Origin of the sequence: Microbacterium sp. cx-59 (assembly GCF_020805625.1) — a bacterium.
Lineage (GTDB): Bacteria > Actinomycetota > Actinomycetes > Actinomycetales > Microbacteriaceae > Microbacterium.
Window position 1 is genome coordinate 26102 of record NZ_JAJHGO010000008.1, and the last position, 25555, is coordinate 51656.

Consider the following 25555-nt stretch of genomic DNA (forward strand, 5'->3'; position numbering starts at 1 on the left):
TCCTCTTCCGAAGGGATCTGATGAGCGACTCCGAGGACCAGCTGCCGGACGAGATCAGCTACGACGAACAGCGGTATCCCGCTCGTCCGCGTCGGCTCCGTCCCCGCGATCAGCTGAAGCGGAGTGCGGTCAAACGCTTCACGGCCGACCCGCGCACCGCGAACGGCACGAACCCGGCGTACGTCGAGTGGCTGGTGCGTCAGTCGATGCTGAAGGATGCGGACGTGCTCGGCCGTCAGCTCTCGGGTCAGCCGTCGATGTGGCGGAACCCCTATGCGCGCCCGGATGCGCGCCGTGCGATCGAGACCACGAACGTCTGGTTCACGGCCTACCCGATCTCGCTCATCACCCGCCCCGGCGAATCGTTCCTGCAGTCGCTCGGCGACGAGGCCCTGTGGGAGGCGTTCGAGGCGATCGGTATCACCGGCATCCACACCGGTCCGGTCAAGCGCGCCGGCGGCATCTCCGGGTGGCAGGAGACGCCGAGCGTCGACGGTCACTTCGACCGCATCAGCACGCAGATCGACCCCGAGTTCGGCGACGAGAACGCCTTCCGCCGCCTCGCGGACGTGGCCGATGCGCACGGCGGCAGCGTCATCGACGACATCGTTCCCGGCCACACGGGCAAGGGCGCGGACTTCCGTCTCGCCGAGATGGCGTACAAGGACTACCCCGGGATCTACCACATGGTCGAGATCCCGCCGGAGGACTGGAGCCTTTTGCCGGATGTGCCGGAGGGGCACGACTCGGTCAACCTCGATCGCGACCGGGAACGCGAGCTGAGCGAGCGCGGCTACATCATCGGCGAGCTGCAGCGCGTGATCTTCTACACGCCCGGTGTGAAAGAGACGAACTGGAGCGCCACCTCCCCCGTCATCGGTCCGGATGGGGTCGAGCGCCGCTGGGTGTACCTGCACTACTTCAAGGAGGGCCAGCCGTCGATCAACTGGCTCGACCCCACTTTCTCGGGCATGAAGCTCGTCATCGGCGATGCCCTGCACTCGCTCGGCGACCTCGGCACGAGTGCGCTGCGCCTGGACGCGAACGGCTTCCTCGGGGTGGAGAAGAGCGCGGAGGGTCTGCCGGCGTGGTCAGAGGGGCACCCGCTGTCGCAGGCCGCGAACCACATCATCGCCGGCATGGTGCGAAAGGTCGGCGGCTTCACCTTCCAAGAGCTCAACCTGACGATGGAAGACATCCGCGACACGGCGGCCGTCGGCGCCGACCTCTCTTATGACTTCGTGACGCGTCCCGGCTACCACCACGCGCTCGCGACCGGCGACACCGAATTCTTGCGCCTCGCGCTCACCACATCGCTCGCGACCGGAGTCGAGCCGGCCCAGCTCGTGCACGGGATGCAGAACCACGACGAACTGACCTACGAGCTCGTGCACTGGGCGACCACGCACCACGAGGACGTGTTCCCGTTCCGACACGGCGAGATCACCGGCGGCGAGCTCGCGCGGCTCGTGCGCGCGGAGCTGACCGAGGTCCTCACCGTCCGCGCCGACTACAACCTGGTTTTCACGCAGAACGGCATCGCGTGCACGACGGCGTCGCTGATCGCGGCGACGCAGGGCTTCGAGCGGCTCGGAGACATCACCCCGGATGCGGTCTCCGGCATCCGGGCCGCGCACCTGCTGCTCACGAAGTACAACGCCTGGCAGCCCGGCGTGTTCGCGCTCTCCGGCTGGGACCTCACCGGGTCGCTGACGCTGCCGGCCAGTGAGGTCGCCGGACTCATCGCCTCGGGCGACACCCGCTGGATCGAGCGCGGCGCGCACGACCTGCTCGACGTCGCTCCCGAGGCGACGCGCTCGCTCGCCGGTGTGCCACGCGCGCAGGCGCTCTACGGGCCGCTCCCCGACCAGCTCGGCGACCCGGACTCGTTCGCCTCGCGGCTTGGCGGGCTTCTCCGCATCCGCGAAGAGTCGGACATCGCGATCGCGTCGCAGATCGACATCCCGCAGGTCGCGCACCCGAGCATGCTCGTGATGGTGCACCGCCTCGACGGCGGGGATGCGGCGAAGCGGGACGCGGCGATCCAGATCACCGTGCTCAACTTCTCGGCCGAGGCCATCGATGGCACGGTGCGCTCGGAGAGCCTCGTGCCGCGCTCCCCGGTCACCGATGCCGAGAGCGGCGAGAACGTCGGGCGCGTGGACGATCTGCAGAGCTTCCCGCTGCATCTCGGCCCGTACGAGGGGCGGTTCCTCGTGCTCGGCGAACCCGAGGTGGAGGAGTTCCACCCGATCACCCGGGCGATGCCGATCATCACGGGCGTCTGAGCGTCGGGCGCCTCCCGTGCTTAAGCACGGCGCCGGCCCTTTTGCCGAGCCGGGCCGGCGGGTACCGTATCTGCCATGCAACGTGAGACCGATGAGGCTTCGCAGATCGACGCCGTCGTCCACCGTCTGGGCGAACGTTTTCCCGATATCGATCCCCCAGTCATCGAGGCCGCGGTGTCGTCGAGTCTGAGAGATCTCGCCGCCGCACGCGTGCGTGATTTCGTGCCGGTACTCGCGGAGCGTTCGGCGAAGCAGAAGCTTCGGCTCCAGGCGTCGGCGTAGCGCGGCGGTCGCAGCGTGAGTGTCTGGGACGCTCGCGCTGACGTCGCGCAACTGAGCATCGACCGTTTCTTCGGGGCCGGCGAGCGCCGGATGGTGCACACGACCTACCCGCCGCGGCTTCGCGAGCCGTTCCACTACTGGTGGCTCGCACACCTCGTAGACGTGCGCCTCGACGCCTTCGCGCGCACGGGGGCGAGCGCCTGGGCGGGTAATGCGCGTCGGGTGGCGCGCAGCATCCGGCGTCGCAATCACGGGTCGCTGTTCAACGACTACTTCGACGACATGCTCTGGTACGCGCTCGCGCTCGACCGGATGCACACGCTCACAGGCGATGAGCGCGCGGGTGAGAACGCTCGGGCGCTCTGGGAGCACTGCGTGCAGCACGGCTGGAACGACACGCACGGCGCGAGCATGGCGTGGCGGAAGCAGCAGCTCGACTACAAGAACACGCCGGCGAACGGTCCGTTCGTGATTCTGTCGGCACGGCTCGGGGCACGCGGCGACGCGCGGGCGCTCGAGTACGCGGGCCGGGGATTCGAGTGGCTGACCACGCGGATGCGGGGTGCGGACGGCATGGTGCTCGACGGTGTGAACCGTGCGGGCGACGGCCGCGTTGATGGGTGGCGGTTCACCTACAACCAGGGTGTGTACATCGGTGCGGCCAGCGCCCTGTTCGAGGCGACGGGTGACCGTGCGCTTCTCGGGCGGGCCTCGGAGACCGCATCGGCTGCTATCGCGCAGTTGACGGCGGGCGCGGTGTTCGTCGGCGAGGACGACGGCGGAGACGCCGGGCTGTTCCGCGGGATCTTCTACCGCTACCTGGGTGGGTTATTGCCTCACATGGGGGCGGATGCGGCGGCCCCGCTCGCCGACTTCGTTCGCGGGAGCACGGATCAGCTCTGGGCGCACGGGCTGCGCGACGGGCGACTGCTCGCGGGCGATGACTGGCGCGAGCCGGCGACGGGGCGCATCGCGCTCTCGACGCAGTTGAGCGCGGTGATGGCGTTGGAGGTGCGGGCAGCTCTGGAGCGATCCGAGCTCACGCCGCGCGAGTCGGCCGCACGATGACGCTGATCTGCCGTCGAATCTGCTCGAGGATTTCCGACGGGGTGCGCGGGAGGTACACGCTCGCGGTCGTGGTGACGTGGATGATCGACGTGATCACGCGGGCAAGGGTCACCGCATCCGGCGTGGTGATGCCGACGTCACCGGCGAGGATGCCCGCGATTCCTTCTTCGAGTTGCACGGCGATGGCGAGGCCGGTGCGGCGATGGGTTTCGGTGGGGTCGCCGAAGACGAGTTCGTTGAGGTAGGTGCGGCCGTTCTCGGGGTGCTCGCGGATGCATCCGACGACCGGCTCCAAAAGCGCGAGCACGGTACCGACCGTGTCATCGCCCGGGCAGCGACGCGCCGCCGCGAGGCCGTCGTCGATGGCGTTCTCGAACTTCTGGTTCTGCACCAAGATCAGCAGCTCCGCCTTGGTCACGGCGTAGAGATACAGGGTGCCGATGGCGACATCGGCGCGGTCGGCGATCTGCTGCGTCGTGACTCGCCCGACGCCGCGTTCGGCGAACAGCGCCCGCGCCGCATCCATGATCCGTCGCTGTTTCTCTGCCTTCGCTCGTTCTCGGCGGCTCGGCCGAATCAGATTCTCGGTCATGACGTCCTCCTCTTGACAACTTTACTGAGTCGCCTCATAATTGAGCTTACTCGGCTTGCGGCGCGAAGGCCACCGCAGAGTGAGGTCTGGTGCTGGTCACAGCGGCAGAGCGTCTCACCATCCGGCCCGATCAAGGAGATTTCTCATGAGCAGCACCCCCGCCATCACCTCTTATGCGCTGGCCCCGGCCAAGACCGTTGCGGTCGGCGGTCAGACCTTCGCCTACCGCGAGTACGGGCCGGAAGAAGAGGTTCCCGTCGTCTTCTTCGTGCACCTCGCCGCAACGCTCGACAACTGGGACCCGCGGATCGTCGACGCCATCGCGAAGACCCGCCACGTGATCACCTTCGACCAGCTCGGCGTGGGCGCCTCGAGCGGCACCTTCCCCGACACTCTCGAGAAAGCGGCCGACGACGCGTACTCCTTCATCACGAAGGGGCTCGGCTACACGAAGATCGACCTGTTCTCGTTCTCGATGGGCGGGATGATCGCCCAGGACCTGGTCGTGAAGCACCCGACGCTCGTCCGCAAGCTTGTGCTCACCGGTACCGGCCCGCGCGGCGGCAAAGACATGGACAAGGTCGTCGGCACGACCTACTGGGACATCCTCCGCGCCACGCTCACCCGTTCCGACCCGAAGGAATTCCTCTTCTTCAACCGCGACAACGCCGGCAAGAAAGCCGCCAAGGCGTTCGTCGAGCGCCTCAAGGAGCGCACCGTCGATCGCGACAAGGCCATCGCGACGAAGGCATTCCAGGCCCAGCTGAAGGCCATTCAGCGCTACGGTCGGTCCGCCCCGTCAGACCTCTCTGTCATCACGCAGCCGACCCTCATCGCCAACGGCGACAACGACCGGATGGTGCCCTCCGTGCTCTCCGAAGATCTGCACGCGCGGATCAAGGGGTCCGAGCTGATCATCTACCCGAACTCCGGCCACGGCGCCATCTTCCAGTACTGGGAGAAGTTCGCCCCCGTCGCCGCGAAGTTCCTGAGCAAGTAAGTCCGGTGCCCGCCGACGGCGCCCTCACGACGGTCACGACCGGCGTTGGGCGCCGGCGGGGCGGGCAGGGTCTGGGAGCTACAACGCAGGCGCCGACCGCATCAGCGATTCGATCTCGTTACCGACCTGCTCCATGCGGCGGTTCCCGAATCCGAACTGCCCTCGGAATCCGGGCAGCGCCAGGGTCGCCTCGAAGGCTCGGCCGTCGGAGAACCGGATGCGGATGAGTGGCGAGGTCAGGACCGCTCTCCATACGCGAACACGCTCGACGCCCACGACTTCGCCCGCGGTGAAGACGCGCGCGGGCGCCCCCGGCTGATTCAGATCCCAGAGCGAGAGTTCGCCGTCGTGGATGAGAAGCCATCCCCTTCCGACCTTCTCCACATGCGGCCACGGCTCTTCCGCGCCTTGGGCTGAGGTCAGAGCGGCACCTTCGAAGAGGTAGGGCACGGTTCCGAACGATCTCACGGAACGCTCGGCCGCGGCGGCGAGCCTGCGCATACGACCACGCATGATTGCCGCGAATGCAATGGCGAATCCGATGCCCGGAATCACCCAGGTAAGGACGTCTGCTGGTCCGCGATCCCGCAAAATGCCGACGACACTCCCCGCGAGGCAAAGAAGAACGACAACACTCGCGATCGAGGTCGACACGACACCCCGCCACCTGAACTCGAGTGGAGCGAATGCTCCATTAGCGTCGACAGTCACCACTCGCGCATCCCCCATCAGTCAGAGTCACAACAGCGAGCTGCGCCGGGAGTCGACCCTCGCACTACCCTGCGTTGCGGCCGTCGCCGGCGTCATCCCCGGATCCCTCGCAGATCCTGGTACTCAGCATGGTCCATCCGGCACGGGATCGGACATTCACCTGCACGGCCTCACCGACGCCGTGCGCGCCGGTGAGGGTGCCCGGTTGCTGTGGGAGCACTGTGTACAGCACGGCTGGAACGACACCCCGACCAACGAGCATTCGCCGCGATGAACTGAGTGTCCTCGACCGATCCCGTGGCCCGCGTCTTCGGCGAGCCGTGTGCGAGCATGACTACTCCGCGGCCGTGGTCAGCAGCGGTTTGACCCACCGGGTCTTGAAATCCCGTTCGAGCCGCTTCGATAGGTCGAGGCGAGCGGCATACGGCTTGAGCTCCTCGTTCAAGCGAACTCCGCGGCGCCCGTAGGTCGGACCGGTGTGCCGGAGAACGAAGACAGCACTCTCCTGCTCGGTCCGGTCACCGCGGACCAGCCTGTCGAGCAAGGCCATGACGGCCTGCGGGTCTTGAGAATATGACTTGCCGAGTTCAACGTGCGACTGGCGACGAATCTCTCCGCCAATTCCATCTCGCCAATCGTCCTCGTCCAGCCAGCCCCGTCCGACCAACACGTCGTATGCGAACCCGACGCCTTGCTCACGAATGAAACGAGGAAGTATCGCGTCCACTAAATGCAGCGCGAGGGGTGCGTCGTCGGGTCTACCGAAATCGCGGACCGCAGGCGCTTCGAACTCCGCTTTTGAGTAGTTCGCGGTCTCGCGGATAAATCTCTCCACCTCGGTCAGGAGGAGGTCCGAGCGGACGTGCCCCGAGGCAACGGCCACCCATTGATCAGCAAACGTAGCGCCCGCGCGCGCCCGCGATATGCCGTCGGCGATGCTCAGCAATTCTTGCCGTTGCCGCTCCGTTTGGACGTCGTCAGGCGCGAGCCTGCGGATCACTGGCTCGAGTACCGTCTGAAGACCACTCTCGCCGATTGTGGAGTAGCTCGGTTTGATCCATCGAAGAGCGCTAAGAAACGACAAAGTACTCTCGTCACGTTCGATAAGCCGCAACAGCAGATACGTGTCATGCGCCCCCCTCCGCGCCCCGTCGGACGGAGGCGTTTGCCCCTCAAGCTGAGCAAGAACTGCCATGCGCACAGCTGCGTTGTCCAGCGCGGCCACCCAAATTCCGGATTCTGCCCGTTGAGGAGCTCGAAGGACCGACCGGAGGATGAGCGAGAGCTCCTCCGGCGAGTTACTCGCCTGCACCAGAACTTTCGCCACGATCGCCTCGGCGAGCTCCGGGGCGAAGTCGGTCATAGCGGACAGCACGACCCTGCCAGCCGACTTGGCCGATCCGGACAGCGCGGGCGGCAGGAGTTGAAACGCAATCCCGCTCGCCCAGAGCGGGGCACTCGCCATGGTAATCGTTCCGTCGGGGGACCAGTCCAAGAGACGGGCGTCTCCGAATACGTCGACAGAGTCGTCAACGTCGTCCCGAGACAGCGGAGCGGCGCGCTGGTACAAGTCGTCGAGGCGCAGTGGCTGACCGAAGGACTCCGTGAACAGCTGGTCTAGCGCTCGCCGTACTGCCTCACAATCCCGACGCTCACCCTCTGTAGATGTGAGGTTGTCGAGCGCTTCATTCCAGTAGGCCTGGTCAAACCCGACAACGGTCCCGTCCTCAGCGGCCACGCGAGTCGCATCGACATACAGCCAAGCGTTCAACGGAACCTCGAGCAACTCCAACATCGTCTGGCCGGCGTGAGGCATTGATCCGAGTTCGCGGCGGATCAGTGCTGATCCAATCACTTCCGCAGAATCCAGGTCAGTCCACGCGGACACGGTCGGCGTCTCCCGGGAGAAAGCAGAGAGACGATCCCACCTCGGCGTGCTTTCTTTGGAAAGAACGCGATCGAGCCGCCAACTGTCGACAGTGAAAACCCAGCGCAGCCGATCATCAGATGTTTGATCAAGCATCATTTGTGTCAATCGATCGACCTCAGCCTGCGTCGGCAGGAACTGGTCAACATCGTCGACAAAAATCACTGCGCGCGCATCCAAGTCTTTCAACTCGGCTCGGAACTCCGACATAGACCCGTAACGGCGACCAGCCGCGACCTCCGCCTCCTCAAGCACCGCGGCGTCAAGGTGCCGTCCCGCCCCAGGCAATGGGCGAAGGATCAGCTGCGGCCCACGATCGTTGAGGACTTTGGAGGCAATCTCCGCTATCGCGCGACTCTTACCGGCACCCCAACGGCCGGTCAGGAGGACGGCTGTGCGAAACCGAGGTTCATTGATCTCACGCTTGAGGCGCGCGAGCGCAGCCCGTGCGTTGCGCGGCAGATTGTCGTGGTCAGATTCCGGCCGAAGGAAAACAGCCGCGTTACGCAGTTGCCCGTGTGCAGCGTCGTAGCTGCCTCGCAGGTCGATTCGATCGATCGGTCCAGCGGTACGAGATCGTCTGTTGGCCTCCACCAACGCACGGCTGAGAAGCTGCCGCTCCCGTCCCACATCGTCGCGCCACGCCTCGACGCGGACCACCTGCTTACCGAGTTGGCTCGCGATGGCGCCGTGTAGATCGCGTCCAACGTGCGGGCTTTCTATGGCGGTGACCCTCGTCGTCGAGTGGCGGCGAAACGACTCGTTAAGAAACTGTGAACGTAGGCGAGCTGCTACATCGGCGTCGCGGACGGATTCATCGGCCTGTCGCTGCTGAGCAAGGATCAGACGTCCCGTCTCGAGACGGATCGCCTCGTCGACCTGAGCCTTGAACGCAGGCATTGACAGCAACCCTGCTAGTGCATTCTCGAGGACGGTTCCAGCGATGTAAGTAACTGCATCGGACGCCAGTGGCACCCCAGCGAGGATTGCCTTCGCGACTGGCGCGGCCTCCGCGCCGTGTTCCATCACGATACGCGCATAAAGATCCGCAGATAGAGCCCCAATCGCTTTTTCGGCCGCCTCGATACCTTCAAGAGCTTCATCTCGGGATATGTGTTCTGATGCCATCCAGCGGTCCAGCCGGGACGTAGCGTTTCGAGCCGCGCGACGGACGACCGTGGCTCGGCGATATCCGAGTCGACCGGCTACATCCAGCCCGCTCTTCGTTGCCGCGACCCAATTCAGCGTGGCTACGTCAACCACTAATCTGCCGACAGCCAGTTTCAACGCTCGATCCACGCGATCAACCCCCAGATATATGCACCAAACTTCCCGCAGTATGGCATTCGAGCGCGTCCGGGGTGTTTGTCGGCGACGACAACGGTCGGAATGCCGTTTCGTTCCGCGGGATCTTCTTCCGGTACTTAGCCGGACTGCTGGCGCATTCGGCGGCGAATGCCGCGACACCGCTCGCGACGTTCGTGCGCGGACACATTGATCAGTCGTGGGGGGACGAGGCTGCGGCCGCCGGGATCGCCGCCGCTCTCGATCCGATCGAGGGCGTGATCGGCGCCGAGACGTTCGTGCGGAGCTCCACCATCACGCAGCTCGTCGTCACGACGGTGGATGTCGACACCGCGCGCCGCGTGCAGGAAATTCTGACGGCGGAACCCGGGCTGCTGCAGGCGTATCGATCGCTGCAGTTCACCGTGCCGCGAACCGGCGGGGAAGGAACCTCCTTCCCCGCGCTGAGCACCGCCGAGACCGGTTTCGTCGGGAGCCTGGAACCCGCCGCCGAACTCACCGCGACCGACGGCGTCTCGCAGTCCGTGCTCATCACCCCGAGCAAGCTCGAACTGGTGATGGAACGGGACGCGGATCCGGCGGACATCGCCCGGGCCGTGAAGGCGGTCGCCGTGCGCGGGCAGGAGGCGGAGATCTTCGGATCGACGCTCTGGGGGCGCAACGACGAGCGCGCCGCGTACGAGTTCGAGGTCGGCGCGAAGCTCCGCGACGACCTCGTCAACGGGTACGGCGAGAAGGGGCCGTTCGTCGAGGCGTGGAATGCGGCGCCGATGCCGTGATCGGCTGCGACTCAAGGTGTGGTCGTACGCATCGGATTAACCCTGCAGCGAGCAAGTGCAGAGTGACAGGTCATAGCTAAAGTCGGATGACACGACACTTCGAGACAAGTTGGTCGGTCGAAAGTGCCACGGGAAAGGGAGCCGCTACGTGAACGTTTGGGGCGTACACAACAACACACTGACCACGGAGCTTGTCGACGAGGGTTTCATCAGCCTCGGCTGGGACAACCTCCCCGATCTGACGACGATCGCAGGAGGGCGCGAAGGGATTAAAGTCGCGCTAACAGCAGCTGAGCCGGATGCGAAGGTGCGATCAATTGCGGGCCAAGCGGGGGTGCTTACCCGCTTTCGTGACGAGATGCAGATCGGTGACGTAGTCGTCGCGCCGTACAAGCCGGACTCGACGATCAACCTGGGAGTTATTACCAGCGACTACTACTTGGAGCCTTCGGCGTCAGCGCATCGTCATAGACGACGCGTCGAGTGGAAGCGCGTTGGCCTCCCCCGAACGTTGTTCTCACAAGCAGCGCTATACGAGATCGGCTCGGTTCTCGCGGTCTTTCGCGTCCGCCGGCATATCGACGAGTTTCTTACGGTGCTAGAAAGCCCAGAGCAATCACTCGACGTTCTCGCCAAGACCGTCGACTCGGTCGCTGACCAGGCCGCGAAAGACGACGAGATCGACGAGCCTCGCGCATCACGAATCGAGCGGCACACGCGTGACTTCGTGCTTGAGACACTTCACAAGCGACTAACCCATCAGGACTTCGAGGAGTTCACGGCTGCACTACTTCGCGCTCTCGGCTATCAGGCTCGCGTCACTCAGTACACCCAAGATGGGGGCGTCGACGTCATTGCGCACCGTGATCCGCTCGGCGTCGAACCACCCCTGATCAAAGTTCAGTGCAAGCACCAAACTGGCACCGTCGGTGCGCCAGAGGTTCAACAGCTGATCGGCACGCAAGGGCAGGGTGAGCTGCTGCTCTTCGTCACTCTTGGCGGCTACTCACGTGATGCTCTCGCGATCGAGCGTCAGCGTGCCGGCCTTCGGCTGCTATCTGGAGAGGACGTGGTGACGATGGTGCTGGAGAACTACACCGAGCTGCCCGAGTCGTGGCGGTCGGTTGTTCCGCTGACGCGAGTGCTCGTCGTAGCGGACATCGCGGAGGCATAGGAATGCGCTCCCGGCTGGAGGAACTCGCGATTCGCGCCGACGTCTTCCGCTGGCTAGACGAGCGCTTCAATGAGAACGGCGGATACGAACTCTCTCGAGACCTGCTTCAGTCGTACAAGTTTGAGAGTGAGCCGATCAAGCTTCTCGACACCGGCCGCGGGATTCGCAACCCGGCAACGTTCTCCTCGACGCTCACGATCATGACGTCAGCAGGTCGACGAAACCCCTATGAGGACAGCGAGAGCGCTGACGGCTGGGTCACCTACCATTACCAGTCCAGCAATGGCGGCGATAACGTGAAGCTCGCCCGGGCGGTCGAGAATCGGGATCCGATCGTCTATTTCAAGGGCGTTCGTCCCGGATTCTTCGTGCCGTTCTATCCGGTCGTGATCACCCACAACGATCCGATCGCGCGAGTGGTGCGGTTTCCCCTGGAACAGGGCCTCAGCTTCCTTGGCGACCCGATGCTGTACTCGGAGGAGCAACGCCGATACGCGGACGGCATAGTCCGAACACGACTTCATCAGCCAATCTTCCGAGCCCACGTGCTTCACGCGTATGCGGGTTCGTGCACCGTATGCGACCTCAAGCACTCAGAGCTGCTCGACGCAGCCCATATTTCCCCCGATGCAGACGCCGGAGGCGTGGCCCACGTGAGCAACGGGCTGGCCATGTGCAAGATCCACCACGCTGCCTACGATCGATCGCTCATGGGCATCTCGCCTAACTATGAGGTCCACATTGATCAAGCACTGCTCGAGGAAGTAGACGGCCCGATGCTTCGGCACGGCCTACAAGACATGCACGGGAGGCACATTCGGCTGCCGTCGAATCGAGCGGCGCGGCCCGACCGCGGTCGGCTCGCGGAGAGATTCGAACTGTTTGCCAGTCGGTGATCATGGCCGACCGGGCTTAGCGCATTGCTCGCGATAAGTCGCAGATCGACAACTCTAGTGATAGCGGTCGGCGCCGCGCCCTTCGCGAACGGGTGCGACCCGTTGTACTGCTCCTGGGGAGCATCGCAGTAATCACTCCTCCGACTACAGTGCACCCATGAGCATCCCCCGCGGCTGGGCCGCGCTCGTCGGCATCGTTGCGGCCGCGGTGACGCTGGCCGTCGCCGAACTGGTGTCGGTGATGGTCGGCCCCGGCGGAAGCCCGATGGTCGCGGTGGGCGCGTGGGTCATCGACCTCGTGCCGCCGTTCGTGAAAGACACCGTGATCGCACTGTTCGGCACGGCCGACAAGATCGTGCTCATCGGCGTGCTGGCGCTCCTCGTTGCGGGTCTCGCCGCGCTCGCCGGAATCGCACAGTACCGACGACCGCCGCTCGGCGTCGTGCTGCTGGCCGTGGTCGCGGGAATCGGCGCACTCGCGACGGTCACCCGACCCGATTCCTCGGGAATCGACGCTCTGCCCAGCGTGATCGGGATGCTCGCCGGGGCGGCCGTGCTCATGCTCACGACCGTGCGGCTGAAGGCGTGGCGCGACGTCGCCGCGCCGGCCGGTGAAGGCACCCCGGTCGCGGTGAGCACCGCGCCATCTCGGCGCGCCTTTCTCCGAATGGTCGGCGTCACGGGCGTGGCTGCCGTCGTCGTCGGACTCGGGTCGCGGGCCTTCACCGCTGCGACGGCCGCGGTGAGCGCCGTGCGCGCGTCCCGGACCCTGCCGCCGCCCGCCGTCGCCGCGCCCCCGGTGCCGGCATCCGCATCTCTTGATGTGCCTGGCCTCAGCCCGGTGATCACGCCGAACGCCGATTTCTACCGCATCGACACCGCTCTTCAGGTGCCGTCGGTCGATCCCGCCGAGTGGTCGCTCCGCATCCACGGCATGGTCGAGGAAGAGGTCGTGATCACCTGGGCGCAGCTCATCGCGCTCCCGCTGGAGGAGCATGCGGTCACTCTCTCGTGCGTCTCGAACGAGGTCGGCGGCGACCTCATCGGCACCGCGATGTGGCTGGGATATCCCCTCCGCGAGCTCCTCAAGCGCGCGATGCCACAGGCCGGCGCCGACATGGTGCTCTCGCGCAGCATCGACGGGTTCACCGCGTCGAGCCCGCTCGAAGTGCTGCAGGAGGAGGACCGGGCGTGCCTGCTCGCCGTCGGGATGAACGGTGAGCTCCTGCCTCTCGATCACGGCTTCCCGGTGCGGATGGTGGTGCCCGGTCTCTACGGCTACGTATCCGCGACCAAGTGGGTCACCGAGCTCGAGGTGACCACGTACGACGCGGAGAAGGCCTACTGGTCCACACGCGGATGGAGCGAGCGCGGCCCGATCAAGACGGAGTCGCGCATCGACGTGCCCCGCTCCGGGCAGAGCGTCACCGCGGGAACGGTGGCCGTCGCAGGAGTCGCGTGGGCACCGCACACGGGCGTCGCGAAGGTCGAGGTGCAGATCGACGGCGGCGAGTGGCGAGAGGCGCGACTCGCGCAGGCGGTCAACACGGACACCTGGGTGCAGTGGGTCCTCGAGTGGGATGCGGCGGCGGGCTCGCACGAGATCGCGGTGCGGGCAACCGACGCGACCGGGTACACGCAGACCGAGGATGAGGCGGCGCCCGCGCCCGACGGGGCGACGGGGTGGCATCGGCGGACTGTGTCGGTCAGCTGAGCAGCCTCCGGGACCATGCCGGGCTGCGGTGGTCCGGTCGTGTCTCCGCCGGGATCTGTGGTGCCCCTGGAGGGACTCGAACCCCCAACCGTTTCCTTAGGACGGAACTGCTCTTCCATTGAGCTACAGAGGCTGGCCGTCCGAGTCTAGCCGCCGGTTGGCGTCCGCATCCGTCGGCCTTTCGGGGCGCGATCCTGCGTTTGGGGCGCGAAAATCATGCCCCAAACGCAGGAACGTGCCCCAAACCCGGGAAACACAGCAGCCCGAGCAACGGGCAACAATCACCTCACCCCGCGACGGTCTGCCCAACCTTGAACCGCGCGCCGTGGTGCTCGGCCGGCAGCCGGTCGCCGCGGCCGTGCAGCTTGTGGCGGAGCGTGCCCTCGGAGTACTCCTCGGGGTAGGCGCCACGGCGGCGGAGCTCGGGGATGACGAACTTCACGATGTCCTCGAAGGTCCCGGGCGTGATGGCGTAGGCGAGGTTGAAGCCGTCCACATCCGCCTCCTCCGCCCAGGCCTGCAGCTCGTCGGCAATCTCTTGCGGTGAGCCGACGATGAGCGGGCCGAGGCCGCCGATGGCGCCGAGCCGCGCGATGTCGCGCACCTTCCACTCGGTGCCGTCTTCGTTCGCGGTCTGGAAGTTCGCGACCGCCGACTGGATCGCGTTGCTCTTCACATTGCCGATCGGCTCGTCGAGGTCGTACTGCGACAGGTCGATACCCATCCAGCCCGACATGAACACGAGCGCACCCTCTTCGCTCGCGTAGTTCAGGTAGTCGGCATACTTCGCCTGCGCCTTCTCGGCCGTCTCGTCGGTGATGATCGTCAGCAGCGTGTAGATCTTGGCCGAGTCGCGGCTGCGACCCGCGGCCTCGAGGGCGTCGCGGATCTTCTTCACCGTGCCGGCGAGCGCGGTCTTCGTCGGCGCGGCCACGAAGATTGCCTCCGCGTTGCCCGCGGCGAACGCGATGCCGCGCGGCGACGCCCCGGCCTGGTAGATCACGGGCGTCCGCTGCGGCGACGGCTCGCTCAGGTGGATGCCCGGAACCGTGTAGTGCGTGCCGTAGTGGCCGATCTCGTGCACCTTCGCCGGGTCGGTGAACACGCCCGTCTCCCGATCGCGGACGACGGCATCGTCTTCCCACGATCCCTCCCACAGCTTGTACAGCACCTCGAGGTACTCGTCGGCGACGTCGTAGCGCTGGTCGTGCTCGAGCTGATCGTCGTGGCCCATGTTGCGCGCCGCGCTCGGCAGGTACCCGGTGACGACGTTCCAGCCGACCCGGCCCTTCGTGAGGTGATCGAGCGTCGAGAGCCTGCGGGCGAACGGATACGGATGCTCGTACGCGGTGCCCGCGGTGATCCCGAAGCCCAGATGCTCGGTCACCGCCGCCATCGCCGACACCAGCAGGATCGGGTCGTTCACCGGCACCTGCGCGCCGTGCCGGATGGCGGCCTCGTTCGAGTCGCCGTACACGTCGTACGTGCCCAGCACATCCGCGATGAAGATGCCGTCGAAGCTCCCCCGCTCAAGCAATTTCGCGAGCTCGGTCCAGTACGACAGGTCTTTGTAGCGCGACGACTGGTCGTCGGGGTGCCGCCACATGCCCGAGGACTGGTGGGCGACACAGTTCATGTCGAAGGCGTTGAAGCGGATCTGCTTGGTCATGCCAGCATCGTGCGACGGCACCGTCCGTCGCGTCGAGCCGAGGGACACGGGGCGTCACATCCCGCGCCGCGAAAGCGCGCTCCACCGCGCGAAATCGCGGAATTCGGGCAGCCCAAGCCGCCCCCACCACCAGCATCCCGTGCCGCACCGAACCCATGGCCGCCCCACAGGTTTCCCTTTAACTCTTCCCAGGATCGGTCACCACGGTGAGACCTATGAGCACCCACAGATCCCCCCGATCCCTGTTCACCGGCGCCACCATGATCCTCGCCAGCGTCGCCGTCCTCACCGGCTGCGCGGCCGCCGCACCCGCCCCGTCGACCGGCGACGCATCGCCCGGCGCGACCACCGCATCCACGATCCAGGATGGCGGCACCACCGCCGACCGCACCGACAGCGCGACCGAGAACGCGAACCTCGCGATCGTCACGCGACTGATCACCGACGCGTTCGCCGACCCCTCCTCGACCACCGCGACGGGCACGGCCGAAGAACTCGTCGCCGCCGACGCCCTCGCGCACGGCGACGGCCTCGCCCCCGGCCCCGACGGACTCCTCGCCCAGTTCACCGCCGCACACACCCGCATCCCCGGCGCGCAGGCCGTCATCAAGCACACCGCGGCCGACGGCGATCTCGTCGCCGTGCACTACCAGATCACGGCCACTCCCGACGACGAGCGCACGGGCGAGGCGGCGGTCGACCTCTTCCGGGTGACCGACGGCACGGTCGTCGAACGCTGGTCGTTCGATCAGACCGTGCCCACCGGAACCCCGGCCAGCGGCAACACCAACACGATGTTCAGCGACCTCTACGAGCCCACCGACGACACCTTCGTTCCCACGGAAGAGCAGGAAGAAGCGAACCGCGAGCTCGCCGTCGGCGCTTACAACACACTGTTCCGCGACCAGGACCCGAGCATCCTCGACACCGCGTTCGACCCGGCCTACCTGCAGCACAACTCGGTCGCACCGAACGGCACCGAAGCGCTGAAGTCGTTCTTCTCCGGAGGCGCGGCATTCCCGCCGAACGAGTCGGTCATTTCCCTCTCCGACGGCGACCTGGTGTGGACGTTCTCACAGCCGGTCGGTGCCGCATCCGGAGACGCGTTCGTCGCGGCCGACATCTTCCGCGTCGACGAGAACCTCATCCGCGAGCACTGGGACGTGGTCCCGACGACTCCGGCGAGCTGACTCCTTCTCCCGGTCGTTCGGGGCCGGGCTACGGGCCCGTTCGGGGCACGAAACTGCGGTTGGGGCATGAAAATTGCGCCCCAACCGCAGTTTTGTGCCCCAAACCCCGTCGAGCGAGCGCGGGCGAGGGTCAGTGGAACAGGCGTCGCCAGAGGTTCGTATCGGCGAGGTCGAGCAGCTCGTTCCCGCGACCCGACAGCACCGTGCGCAGCGCCCACAGCGAGAATCCCTTCGCCTGCGCGAGCGTGATGGTCGGCGGCACCGACAGCTCTTCGCGGGCGACCACGACGTCGACGAGCACAGACCCCGGGGCGGCGAGAGCCCGACGGAGCGCCCCCTCGAGATCGGCTGCCTTCTCGACCCGGATGCCGGTGATCCCGACCGCCTCGGCGACCGACGCGAAGTTCGGATTCTGAAGATCTGTGGCGTAGTTCACGATGCCCGCGGCCTTCATCTCGACCTCGACGAAGCCGAGCGACGAGTTGTTGAACACGACGATTTTGATCGGCAACGCGTTCTGCGTGATCGAGAGCAGATCGCCCATCAGCATCGCAAGCCCACCGTCACCCGCGAGCGCGACGACCTGACGATCGCGGTCAACAGCCTGCGCGCCGAGCGCGTGCGGCAGCGCATTCGCCATCGACCCGTGCGTGAACGAGCCGATCAGACGGCGCTTCTTCGTCATCCGCAGGTAGCGCGCCGCCCAGATGACGGGCGTGCCGACGTCGGCGGTGAAGACCGCATCCGGATTCGCGAGCTCGTCGAGCAGCCGCGCGACGTACTGCGGGTGGATGGGCTCCTTGCCGTCATCGTTCGCGAGGCCGTCGAGCTCGCGCCGCGTCTTGGCGTAGTGCTCCACGCTGTCTTTCAGGTGCGCGCCGTCTCGACCGGTGCGAAGCAGCGGATGCAGCGCCGCCGCCGTCGCTCCCACATCGCCCACGAGGCCCGCATCGATCGGCGTGCGCCGGCCGAGCTGCTCGCCACGGATGTCGACCTGCACGATCTTCGCCTTGTCGGGATAGAACTGCCGGTACGGGAAGTCGGATCCGAGGATGAGCAGCGCGTCGCACTTCTCGATGGCACGGTAGCCCGATGTGAAGCCCAGCAGACCCGTCATTCCGACGTCGTAGGGGTTGTCGTACTCGATGTGCTCTTTGCCGCGGAATGCGTGCACGATCGGGGCTTGCAGTCGTTCGGCGAGCGCGAGGACCTCCGCGTGCGCACCGGCGACCCCGGCACCCGCGAGGATCGTGACTTTCTCGGCACCGTCGAGCAGCGCGACCGTGTGCGCGAGCTCAGCCTCCGACGGCACGATCACGGGCTTCGCCGCACGGATGGGGGCGCTGTCGCGCCGCGCGGGAGCATCGGAGAAGAACACGTCGCCCGGCACCACGACGACAGCAACCCCGCGCTTCTCGATCGCCGTCCGCATCGCGATCTCGAGCACCCACGGCAGCTGCGACGGATCGCCGACCATCTCGCTGTAGACGCTGCACTCGCGGAAGAGTTCCTGCGGATGCGTCTCTTGGAAGTAGCCGCTGCCGATCTCGGCCGAGGGGATGTGCGAGGCGATCGCCAGCACGGGCACCCGCGAGCGCTGCGCGTCGAAGAGACCGTTGATGAAGTGCAGGTTGCCCGGGCCGCAGCTGCCCGCGACGACCGCGAGCTCGCCCGTGATCTCGGCCTCCCCCGCCGCGGCGAACGCGGCGGCTTCTTCGTGCCGCATGTGCAGCCACTCGATGCCGTCCTCCCGGCGGAGGGCCTCGGTGAAGGCGTTCAGCGAGTCGCCGGGCAGACCCCAGACTCGCGTGACACCGGCGGAGCGAAGCGTGCGGACGAACAGTTCTGCGACGTTTTCGGCCATACCCTCACGCTAACCGCGGGCGCCCGGTCATGGGAGGGATGGTGAGGACCGGGCGGGGCGACTATCGTCGCCGCCCGCATCCGGGCCGCGCCCGCCGATGGCGCCCGTTTCCTGCCGTGGCGCCAGGTTCCTGTTCCGGCGCCAGATACCTGTCGTGGCGCCAGCTACCTGTCGCGGCGCCAGAAAATCGTGGCGCCGGAACAGGGAACTGTAGCCATCGCGGTCGGGGCGAGAGAGCCGGTGTCTGCATCCGGGCCGTTCCCGGCTCGTTTCGCGGACGCGCTTGTTTTCGGCTGCCGCGCCACAGATCTGGCGCGCGTCAGCAGGAAACAGGCGCGCGGTCCAATCGGGGCCCCGTGGATCGCTCCGCGTCGGCGATGCGCGGAATCACGCGGATCCTCCGGACGGACGGGTCCACTCCCGCCCGGGTGGACCGGCGAGCAGCGCGATCCGCACTGATGAGATCGGATCACCGACCCGACCCGGAGGTGGTTCCATGTTCGTCTTCGTCACGCTCAGCATCTTGATGGCCCTCGCCGCCGCCGCGGGCTCGGTGCACGCGGTCATCACCGACCGGCCGGCCGCACGGCGACACGTGGGCGACTACGACTCGCGCCGACCGTCGCCGTGAACCGGACGCACGTGTGAATAACCTCCACATCGCCGCCTGAGGTTGATCCGGCCGCGGATTCTCGGAATCGTGGCCGGTCCGCAGTCATCGATCGAAGGGAGAGCACCATGCTCACACTTACCGACAACGCGGCCACGGCGGTCAAGACGATCTCGTCGCAGATCCCCACGGAAGGCGGCGGTCTGCGCATTCGCGACACCGGCCCCGACACAGGCTTCGAACTCGCCCTCGCGACAACCCGCGAAACCGGCGACGCCGTCGTCGAAACCGACGGAGCCCGCGTCTTCGTCGACTCCTCGGCCAGCGACGCCCTCGGCGACCGTGTGCTCGACGCCGACATCGGCGAAGACGGCTCGGTGCGATTCGCCCTCGGCGTGCGCGACTGAGACCCCGCGCGAAGGGCCCGGAGACTCGTTCTTCGGGCCCTTCGCCATGTGCGGATGCGGGCGTCGCGCGGGCGTCGCGCGGGCGTCGCGCGGGCGTCGCGCGGGCGTCGTGGCGCCGCGCGCTCCCGCATCACCAGCTCACCGGAAATCGCGGGACTGGTGCTGCACCCCCACCCGCAGGTCTTCGAACCCGTCGGCGACGAGGTTCGTCACCCCCTCGACGGATCGCTCCAGCATCCCCCGCACGATCAACGCCGGGGCATCCCGCACGAGTCGCCGGTGCCGGTTCCACACCCCGACCGAGCAGATGACGTTCACGAGACCGTGTTCGTCTTCCAGGTTGATGAACGTGATCCCGGATGCGGTCGCCGGCCGCTGCCGGTGCGTGACAAGACCCGCGACCTCCACCCGACGCCCCGCCTCGTGCGTCCGCAGCCCCCGCGAGGTGAGCACCCCGCGGGCATCCAGCGCGGAGCGGAAGTGCGCCATCGGATGGTCGTCGGTAGAGATTCCCGTCGCCCACAGGTCGGACGCGAGCAGCTCGTAGCTGGACGGGTCGGGAAACAGCGGCGGCTGCACGGAGATGAACGACCCGGGTAGATACACCGCGCGGTCCTGCGCGGCCGAGCCCGCCAACCAGATGGCTTCGCGCCGCGTGTGGCCGAAGCATCCGAAGGCTCCCGCCGTCGCGAGCGCCTCGAGCTGGGCGACGGTCAGGTCGGCGCGACGTACGACGTCGTGCATGTCACGGTAGGCGCCCTCGCGTTGCCGCTCCGCGACGATGCGCGCCGCGACCGCCGCCCCGATGCCCTTCACCGCCGCGAGCCCGAGGCGCACCGCGAAGCCGCCGTCGCGGCGATGCGCGGCCGACTCGTCGGGCGCCGCCGGATCGAAGTCCCGCACCGGCGGTTGCTCCCCCCGGCACGAATCGAGCCCCGTCGCTGCCGCGGAGTCACCGATCATCTCGAGAGTCGCCTCTGCGCCAGAGAGCTGCAGGTCGGGCCGGCGCACCTCGACGCCGTGCCGTCGCGCGTCGGCCACAAGGGTCGCGGGCGAGTAGAAGCCCATGGGCTGCGCCCGGAGAAGCCCGGCGAGGAACGCACCGGGGTAATGCAGCTTGATCCACGAGCTGGCGTAGACGAGCAGCCCAAACGAGAGCGAATGGGACTCCGCGAACCCGAAGTTCGCGAACGCCTGGATCTTGCGGTAGATCGCGTCGGCGTCTTCTCCGACGATCCCGTGCCGGCTCATCCCCGCGTAGAGCTTGTCGCGGAGGGACTCGATGCGCTCCTGCCCCCGCTTGGACCCCATCGCGCGGCGCATGAGGTCGGCGTCCTCGCCGGAGAGGTCTCCGACCACCATCGCCATCTGCATCAACTGCTCCTGGAAGATCGGGATGCCGTGCGTGCGCTCCAGCACCGGCTTCAGATCCGGGTGCGGATACGTCGTTTTCTCGAGCCCCAGCTTGCGGCGCACGAACGGATGCACCGCGCCCCCCTGAATCGGACCGGGACGGATGAGCGCGATCTCGATCACGAGGTCATAGAACCGCCGCGGCTGCAGCCGGGGCAGCAGACCCATCTGCGCCCGGGACTCCACCTGGAAGACACCGATCGAATCCGCCCGGCAGAGCATGTCGTAGACGGCCGCTTCGTCTTTCGGGAGCGAGCGGAGCTCCCACTCCTCGCCGGTGGTGTCACGGATCAGGTCGAAGCAGTACTGCAGGGCGGACAGCATCCCGAGTCCGAGCAGATCGAACTTCACGAGCCCCATCCAGGCGGCATCGTCTTTGTCCCACTGGATGACGGTGCGCCCCGGCATGCGGGCGTGCTCGATGGGGGCCACCTCGCCGACCGGTCGCTCGGTCAGCACCATTCCCCCCGAGTGGATGCCGAGATGCCGCGGCGCTTTCAACAGCTCGGTCGCGTACGCGATGACCTGGTCGGGGATGTCATGGTCGGGCGCGCTGTCGAGCGATGCCCCCCAGCGTTCGACCTGCTTCGACCAGGCGTCCTGCTGCCCGGGCGAGTACCCGAGCGCACGCGCCATGTCGCGGATCGCGTTCTTCGGCCGGTACTGGATGACGTTCGCGACCTGCGCCGCCCGATCGCGCCCGTAAGTCGTGTACACCCACTGGATGATCTCTTCGCGGCGGTCGGAGTCGAAGTCGACATCGATGTCGGGCTCTTCTTCACGCAGGCTCGACAGGAACCGTTCGAACGGCAGGTCGTAGTAGATCGCGTCAACCGCTGTGATGCCGAGCAGGTAGCAGATGGCGCTGTTGGCGGCGGATCCTCGCCCCTGGCACAGGATGCCGCGGGTCTTCGCCTCTTGGACGATGCCATAGACGATGAGGAAGTACCCGGGGAAATCCTTCATCTCGATCACGTCGAGCTCGCGGGAGATGCGCTCACGCTGACTCGTCGTGAGATCGGGATAGGTGGCGGGCACGGCATCCCACACCAGTTTTCGCAGCCAGGTCATCGGCGTGTGCCCCTCCGGAACCGGCAGCTTCGGCAGCGCGGGCGTCGCCTTGCGGAGCGGAAAGGCGAGCTCGTCGGCGAGGGTCACCGTGCGCGCCACAGCACCTGGGTAGCGCGCGAACCGTGCCGCCATCTCGGCGCCCGAACGGAGGAACGCGCCGCCGTGCGCGGGCATCCAGCCGTCGAGCTCGTCCATGCTGCGGTTGGCCCGCACGGCCGCGACGGCGGCAGCCAGCAGCCTCCGTTCGGGCACGGCGTAGTGCACGTTGCCGGTCGCGAGCAGCGGCAGTCCGCGCTCCGCGGCAAGGCCCGCGAGAATGTCGTTCGTCTCGGTGTCGCGCGGATCGCCGTGGTCGATGAGTTCGACATGCACCGCATCCGCCCCGAACAGGTCGACGAGCAGATCGAGTTCGTGTGCCGCCGCCGCCGGTCCGCCGGCGGCGAGCGCATGACGGACTCCGCCCTTGCGGCATCCGGTGAGCACCGCCCAGTGCGGGTCGCGAGGCCCCCCGGCCTGCTCGGCGAGCTCGGCGAGGTCGTAGACCGGGCGCCCCTTCTCCGCCCCGCGCAGCTGTGCGTGCGTGAGCGCGCCGGCCAGGCGGTGATAGCCCTCCTGCTGCCGTGCGAGCACGACCAGGTGACGCCCGATCGGATCGGGCTGCCCCTTCTGCGGCGCGGGGAGCTCGAGCGAGAGCTCGGCACCGAACACGGTCTGCACGCGCCGTTCCTCGGCCGCTTCTGCGAACCGGACGATGCCGTAGAACCCGTCGTGGTCTGTGACTGCGAGTGCGTGCAGGCCCAGCTTCTCGGCCTGCTCCACGAGCTCTTCGGGAGAGGACGCCCCGTCGAGGAACGAGTACGACGAATGCGCGTGCAGTTCGGCGTACGGAACCACCTGTTCGGGGCGCTCGATCGGCGGCGGCACATAGGCCCCTCGTTTGTGGGACCAGGCCGGGCTGTCGCCGCCATCCGCCCCCGCGGGAGCTCCGCGCGGCCGGCGGGTGTCGCTCAGGGCGCGCTCGAGTTCGGACCACGAGATCGGGGGGTTCTGCCATCCCACGGGTCGTTCCTCTCTGGGGTGTTCGGGCTTGCGGCGGGCTGACGCCCGCCTCGGATGCGGATCAGTCGTACTTCGCCTCGGCGCTCCACCCCGCTTCTTCGTGCACGAGCAGCCACGCCTCTTGGGCGGCGTCGACGACCTGGAACCGGTGTGCAACGCGGCGGCGCACCGCATCCCACTCCCGCTCGATGACCGGCCATGGCCCCGCCCACGAGAGCACCCCGCGCCGAGCCCCCTCGACGGCGACCGCGGCGGGTGGCGCCGACAACACACCGCGGGCATCGACCGACACGCGCTCGCCCCGCGCGTCTCGCACGTCGGCCGGGCGGGGCTGGGCGTACACGGTCGTGGGCAGCGGCGAGGGAAGCGACCCGGGCCACGGGCGGGACGGATCACGCGCCGTCGTCGCCCGGTCTCCCCACGGCACGAGCACCTGGCGTTCCTCGAGCCAGCGCCCCCCGCCGACGACCGGCGTCACGACCCCACGATGCCCGAGAATCGCCTGCACGCGCGAGAGGGCGTGGTGCACCTTCTCGCGTTCCCCCGCCCCGAACAGCCCGGCGACGTGATGAGCCGCGTCATCGACCGCCTCGAGAGCGATCCGCACGCGAGTCACACCGCTCCGGAACTGCTGTTCCTCGGCCAGCTGCCAGCGCACCCGGTCGATCACCGCGGGCGCATCGAACGTGCCCGGATGCAGCCACACCCGCTCGCTGCGTTCGCCACGGTCGCCGCGCAACTCGACGCGCAGCTCGGTGCAGACCAGGCGCTCGGCGTCGAGGCGGGCGATGAACTCCTCGGCCGCCACACGCATGCCGAACGCCGCCTGTTCGGCGATCTCGACGGGCGGATCGAACGCGACCTCGCGATGCAACTCGGGCGGCGGCACTCGCGGCTCCACCGGCCGGGAGTCTCCCCCCGCCGCCATCGACTGCAGGTGCACGCCGCGCTCGCCCAGCCGCTCGCGCACCCGGTCGGCCTCGAGCGCGGCGAACGCCCCCAGCGTGTGCACGCCCAGCCGCGAGAGCAGGTGCGTCAGATCGCCCGCGATCGACGCGCCGGATGCGGCATCGACGAGCGCCGCGACCGGCAGCGGCGCGAGGAAGTCTGCGGCGCGACCCGCCGGCACCACCCGGATCGGATCATCGACACGGGTCGCCGCCCGCGCCGCCTGCTCGGCCGTGAACGGACCGTCGGCGACCCCGACCCGCACATCGCCGATGCCCTGCGCGAGCAGCGCCGCCCGGAGCGTGTCGGCCGCCGCCGACTCGCCGCCGTAGTACCGGGCGGGCCCCCGGGCGCGAAGGGCGCAGAGCCCGGGACGAATCACCTGCACGTTCGGGGCGAGCTGCTCGATCGCGGCGACCAACGGCGAGAAGACCCGGTGGTCGCGCGCCGCATCGGCCGTCACGATCTCGAGCCGCGGGCAGTGCGCCTGCGCGTCACGCCGGCGCTGCCCCCGCCGCACCCCTTCGGCACGGGCCGCCGACGAACACGCCACGACCAGGTTCTTCTCGACCACCGCGATCGGCAGATCATCGTCCGCGCCGCTGAGGTGATGCGCCTCGGGCGTTGCTGCGCCGGACGTCACGCTGCCGGGCGTCGCGATGCCGGGCGTCACGGTGCCGGGCGTCACGGTGCCGGGCACCGCCGCTCCCACCGCTGCCCTGCCAGCGGGCATCGCCGGCTCCGACTCTGCCGCCTCGGGCTCCGCCGCACCAAGGGCCGCCTCGCGCGTCGCTGCACCAACGGCGGCACGCTCGCGGCGCACCGCCACGACCGGCCAGTCGGGGATCCAGAGCACGAGACTGCGGATGGGTTCGGCCATCTCACCCCACCGCCCGCATCGGAAGGGGCACGGCCATCGGCGCGCCGAGCGGAGCCGCCATCGGGGCGAGCGCACCCTCCCGGTCGGGCAGCAGCATCCGCGCCCGACGCGGCACCGGCGAGCGCCGCGACAGCACCGAGACGGTGACGGCACGCGATGTGAGGTAACCGTGTCCGTCGCCGAGTCCGCTCCACTCCGGCTCACCGATCTGCAGCGAGGCCTCGGCCTGCGGCCAGACCCCCTGCACGAGCAGCGTGGCCCCGCGATCGCGAAGACGTGCCATGAACCGCGAGGCCTCGGCATCCGACACCCGACCGCCCGGACGCACCGCCACGACCGGCATCACCTCGGCGAGGGTCGCGGCGACGCTCAGCCATCGGGGACCGGGGTCGGGAACCAGCACGAGCCGCTCGAGCGCGACACCGAGCGAGGCGGCCGCCTCGGCGCCGAGCTCGGGCATGCCGATCGCCGCACACCAGGAACCCTCGCGCGAAGGACGCGCCATCAACGACAGCAACAGCGATGACGACGGAGAGACGGAATAGGCGGCACCGGCGCGAAGCCCCCCACCGGGAAGGAGCGCGGCGAGCGACGGATGCGTCGGCAGCACCGCCGCATCCATGCGCAGACCCTGCACGCGCTCGAGCTGCGCGCGGAGTCGGCGGACCTCGCCGACAGCGTCTTCTCGCACGATCACCTTCACTCCGA

At 67.7% G+C, this 25555-nt stretch carries 19 protein-coding genes and 1 tRNA gene; 11 read left to right on the forward strand and 9 right to left on the reverse strand.

Going from position 1 to position 25555, the window contains the following annotated elements; genetic code table 11:
- Window positions 1-20: 20 nt before the first annotated feature.
- From treS to LMI96_RS10880, 3 genes are all read left to right on the forward strand, one after another.
- Window positions 21-2288, forward strand: coding sequence for a maltose alpha-D-glucosyltransferase (gene treS / locus LMI96_RS10870; protein WP_228361482.1), 2268 nt, complete (start codon window positions 21-23; stop codon window positions 2286-2288).
- Window positions 2289-2363: 75 nt separating this feature from the next.
- Window positions 2364-2570 (forward strand): three-helix bundle dimerization domain-containing protein, encoded by a 207-nt coding sequence (locus LMI96_RS10875; protein ID WP_223723010.1) that lies wholly within the window; start codon window positions 2364-2366, stop codon window positions 2568-2570.
- A gap of 15 nt (window positions 2571-2585) precedes the next feature.
- Entirely contained in the window at window positions 2586-3638 is a 1053-nt protein-coding gene (locus LMI96_RS10880) for a glycoside hydrolase family 76 protein (RefSeq protein ID WP_228361483.1), read from the forward strand.
- Here LMI96_RS10880 and LMI96_RS10885 read toward each other — a convergent pair.
- Window positions 3610-4230 carry a TetR/AcrR family transcriptional regulator gene (locus LMI96_RS10885; RefSeq protein ID WP_228361484.1) on the reverse strand — a complete coding sequence of 207 codons (621 nt, stop codon included), beginning with the start codon at window positions 4228-4230 and terminating at the stop codon, window positions 3610-3612. The two genes, LMI96_RS10880 and LMI96_RS10885, sit on opposite strands and share 29 nt — an antisense overlap.
- 145 nt (window positions 4231-4375) lie before the next feature.
- On the opposite strand from LMI96_RS10885, the gene LMI96_RS10890 reads away from it, so the two are divergent.
- On the forward strand, window positions 4376-5230 hold the full coding sequence (locus tag LMI96_RS10890) for an alpha/beta fold hydrolase (RefSeq protein ID WP_228361485.1): 855 nt from the start codon (window positions 4376-4378) through the stop codon (window positions 5228-5230).
- A 78-nt stretch (window positions 5231-5308) separates the two neighbouring features.
- Here LMI96_RS10890 and LMI96_RS10895 read toward each other — a convergent pair whose 3' ends face one another.
- Both LMI96_RS10895 and LMI96_RS10900 read right to left on the reverse strand, forming a co-directional pair.
- The gene (locus tag LMI96_RS10895) at window positions 5309-5698 is read right to left on the reverse strand and encodes a hypothetical protein (RefSeq protein ID WP_228361486.1); all 390 of its coding nucleotides are present in this window, start codon (window positions 5696-5698) and stop codon (window positions 5309-5311) included.
- A 577-nt stretch (window positions 5699-6275) separates the two neighbouring features.
- Window positions 6276-8996 (reverse strand): ATP-binding protein, encoded by a 2721-nt coding sequence (locus LMI96_RS10900; protein WP_228361487.1) that lies wholly within the window; start codon window positions 8994-8996, stop codon window positions 6276-6278.
- A 233-nt stretch (window positions 8997-9229) separates the two neighbouring features.
- On the opposite strand from LMI96_RS10900, the gene LMI96_RS10905 reads away from it, so the two are divergent.
- The 4 genes from LMI96_RS10905 to LMI96_RS10920 all read left to right on the forward strand — a co-directional run bounded on the left by LMI96_RS10905 (window position 9230) and on the right by LMI96_RS10920 (window position 13736).
- The gene (locus LMI96_RS10905; protein WP_228361488.1) at window positions 9230-9952 is read left to right on the forward strand and encodes a hypothetical protein; all 723 of its coding nucleotides are present in this window, start codon (window positions 9230-9232) and stop codon (window positions 9950-9952) included.
- Window positions 9953-10100: 148 nt separating this feature from the next.
- Complete coding sequence (locus LMI96_RS10910; RefSeq protein WP_228361489.1) at window positions 10101-11126, forward strand: restriction endonuclease; 1026 nt, start codon at window positions 10101-10103, stop codon at window positions 11124-11126.
- Between the two features lie 2 nt (window positions 11127-11128).
- On the forward strand, window positions 11129-12022 hold the full coding sequence (locus LMI96_RS10915; RefSeq protein WP_228361490.1) for an HNH endonuclease: 894 nt from the start codon (window positions 11129-11131) through the stop codon (window positions 12020-12022).
- 157 nt (window positions 12023-12179) lie between these two features.
- Window positions 12180-13736 (forward strand): molybdopterin-dependent oxidoreductase, encoded by a 1557-nt coding sequence (locus LMI96_RS10920; RefSeq protein WP_228361491.1) that lies wholly within the window; start codon window positions 12180-12182, stop codon window positions 13734-13736.
- A gap of 58 nt (window positions 13737-13794) precedes the next feature.
- On the opposite strand, the gene LMI96_RS10925 is transcribed toward LMI96_RS10920, so the two are convergent.
- Both LMI96_RS10925 and LMI96_RS10930 read right to left on the reverse strand, forming a co-directional pair.
- A tRNA-Arg gene (locus LMI96_RS10925) sits at window positions 13795-13869 on the reverse strand.
- 153 nt (window positions 13870-14022) lie between these two features.
- On the reverse strand, window positions 14023-15405 hold the full coding sequence (locus LMI96_RS10930) for an LLM class flavin-dependent oxidoreductase (protein ID WP_228361492.1): 1383 nt from the start codon (window positions 15403-15405) through the stop codon (window positions 14023-14025).
- A 215-nt stretch (window positions 15406-15620) separates the two neighbouring features.
- On the opposite strand from LMI96_RS10930, the gene LMI96_RS10935 reads away from it, so the two are divergent.
- Window positions 15621-16595, forward strand: a complete 975-nt coding sequence (locus LMI96_RS10935) for a nuclear transport factor 2 family protein (RefSeq protein WP_228361493.1) — start codon at window positions 15621-15623, stop codon at window positions 16593-16595.
- Between the two features lie 130 nt (window positions 16596-16725).
- Here LMI96_RS10935 and poxB read toward each other — a convergent pair whose 3' ends face one another.
- On the reverse strand, window positions 16726-18459 hold the full coding sequence (poxB, locus tag LMI96_RS10940; RefSeq protein ID WP_228361494.1) for a ubiquinone-dependent pyruvate dehydrogenase: 1734 nt from the start codon (window positions 18457-18459) through the stop codon (window positions 16726-16728).
- Between the two features lie 496 nt (window positions 18460-18955).
- Here poxB and LMI96_RS16170 point away from each other — a divergent pair, with 496 nt between their 5' ends.
- Together LMI96_RS16170 and LMI96_RS10945 are read left to right on the forward strand one after the other, a co-directional pair.
- A complete protein-coding gene (locus LMI96_RS16170; protein ID WP_267059699.1) occupies window positions 18956-19090 on the forward strand; it encodes a hypothetical protein in 135 nt (44 codons plus the stop codon).
- A gap of 107 nt (window positions 19091-19197) precedes the next feature.
- A complete protein-coding gene (locus LMI96_RS10945; protein WP_228361495.1) occupies window positions 19198-19476 on the forward strand; it encodes a Fe-S cluster assembly protein HesB in 279 nt (92 codons plus the stop codon).
- Window positions 19477-19614: 138 nt separating this feature from the next.
- Here LMI96_RS10945 and LMI96_RS10950 read toward each other — a convergent pair whose 3' ends face one another.
- The 3 genes from LMI96_RS10950 to LMI96_RS10960 all read right to left on the reverse strand — a co-directional run bounded on the left by LMI96_RS10950 (window position 19615) and on the right by LMI96_RS10960 (window position 25550).
- Window positions 19615-23019, reverse strand: coding sequence for an error-prone DNA polymerase (locus tag LMI96_RS10950; protein WP_228361496.1), 3405 nt, complete (start codon window positions 23017-23019; stop codon window positions 19615-19617).
- Between the two features lie 61 nt (window positions 23020-23080).
- Window positions 23081-24847: a DNA polymerase Y family protein gene (locus LMI96_RS10955; protein ID WP_228361497.1), complete on the reverse strand. Its 1767-nt coding sequence runs from the start codon at window positions 24845-24847 to the stop codon at window positions 23081-23083.
- 1 nt (window position 24848) lies between these two features.
- A complete protein-coding gene (locus LMI96_RS10960; RefSeq protein WP_223722997.1) occupies window positions 24849-25550 on the reverse strand; it encodes a hypothetical protein in 702 nt (233 codons plus the stop codon).
- Between the last annotated feature and the right edge of the window lie 5 nt (window positions 25551-25555).

Coding starts and splice junctions, on each gene's coding strand:
- treS (WP_228361482.1), top strand. CDS start 21: ATGAGCGACTCCGAGGACCAGCTGCCGGACGAGATCAGCTACGACGAA.
- LMI96_RS10875 (WP_223723010.1), top strand. CDS start 2,364: ATGCAACGTGAGACCGATGAGGCTTCGCAGATCGACGCCGTCGTCCAC.
- LMI96_RS10885 (WP_228361484.1), bottom strand. CDS start 4,230: ATGACCGAGAATCTGATTCGGCCGAGCCGCCGAGAACGAGCGAAGGCA.
- LMI96_RS10890 (WP_228361485.1), top strand. CDS start 4,376: ATGAGCAGCACCCCCGCCATCACCTCTTATGCGCTGGCCCCGGCCAAG.
- LMI96_RS10900 (WP_228361487.1), bottom strand. CDS start 8,996: ATGGCATCAGAACACATATCCCGAGATGAAGCTCTTGAAGGTATCGAG.
- LMI96_RS10915 (WP_228361490.1), top strand. CDS start 11,129: ATGCGCTCCCGGCTGGAGGAACTCGCGATTCGCGCCGACGTCTTCCGC.
- LMI96_RS10920 (WP_228361491.1), top strand. CDS start 12,180: ATGAGCATCCCCCGCGGCTGGGCCGCGCTCGTCGGCATCGTTGCGGCC.
- LMI96_RS10930 (WP_228361492.1), bottom strand. CDS start 15,405: ATGACCAAGCAGATCCGCTTCAACGCCTTCGACATGAACTGTGTCGCC.
- LMI96_RS10935 (WP_228361493.1), top strand. CDS start 15,621: ATGAGCACCCACAGATCCCCCCGATCCCTGTTCACCGGCGCCACCATG.
- poxB (WP_228361494.1), bottom strand. CDS start 18,459: ATGGCCGAAAACGTCGCAGAACTGTTCGTCCGCACGCTTCGCTCCGCC.
- LMI96_RS16170 (WP_267059699.1), top strand. CDS start 18,956: ATGTTCGTCTTCGTCACGCTCAGCATCTTGATGGCCCTCGCCGCCGCC.
- LMI96_RS10945 (WP_228361495.1), top strand. CDS start 19,198: ATGCTCACACTTACCGACAACGCGGCCACGGCGGTCAAGACGATCTCG.
- LMI96_RS10955 (WP_228361497.1), bottom strand. CDS start 24,847: ATGGCCGAACCCATCCGCAGTCTCGTGCTCTGGATCCCCGACTGGCCG.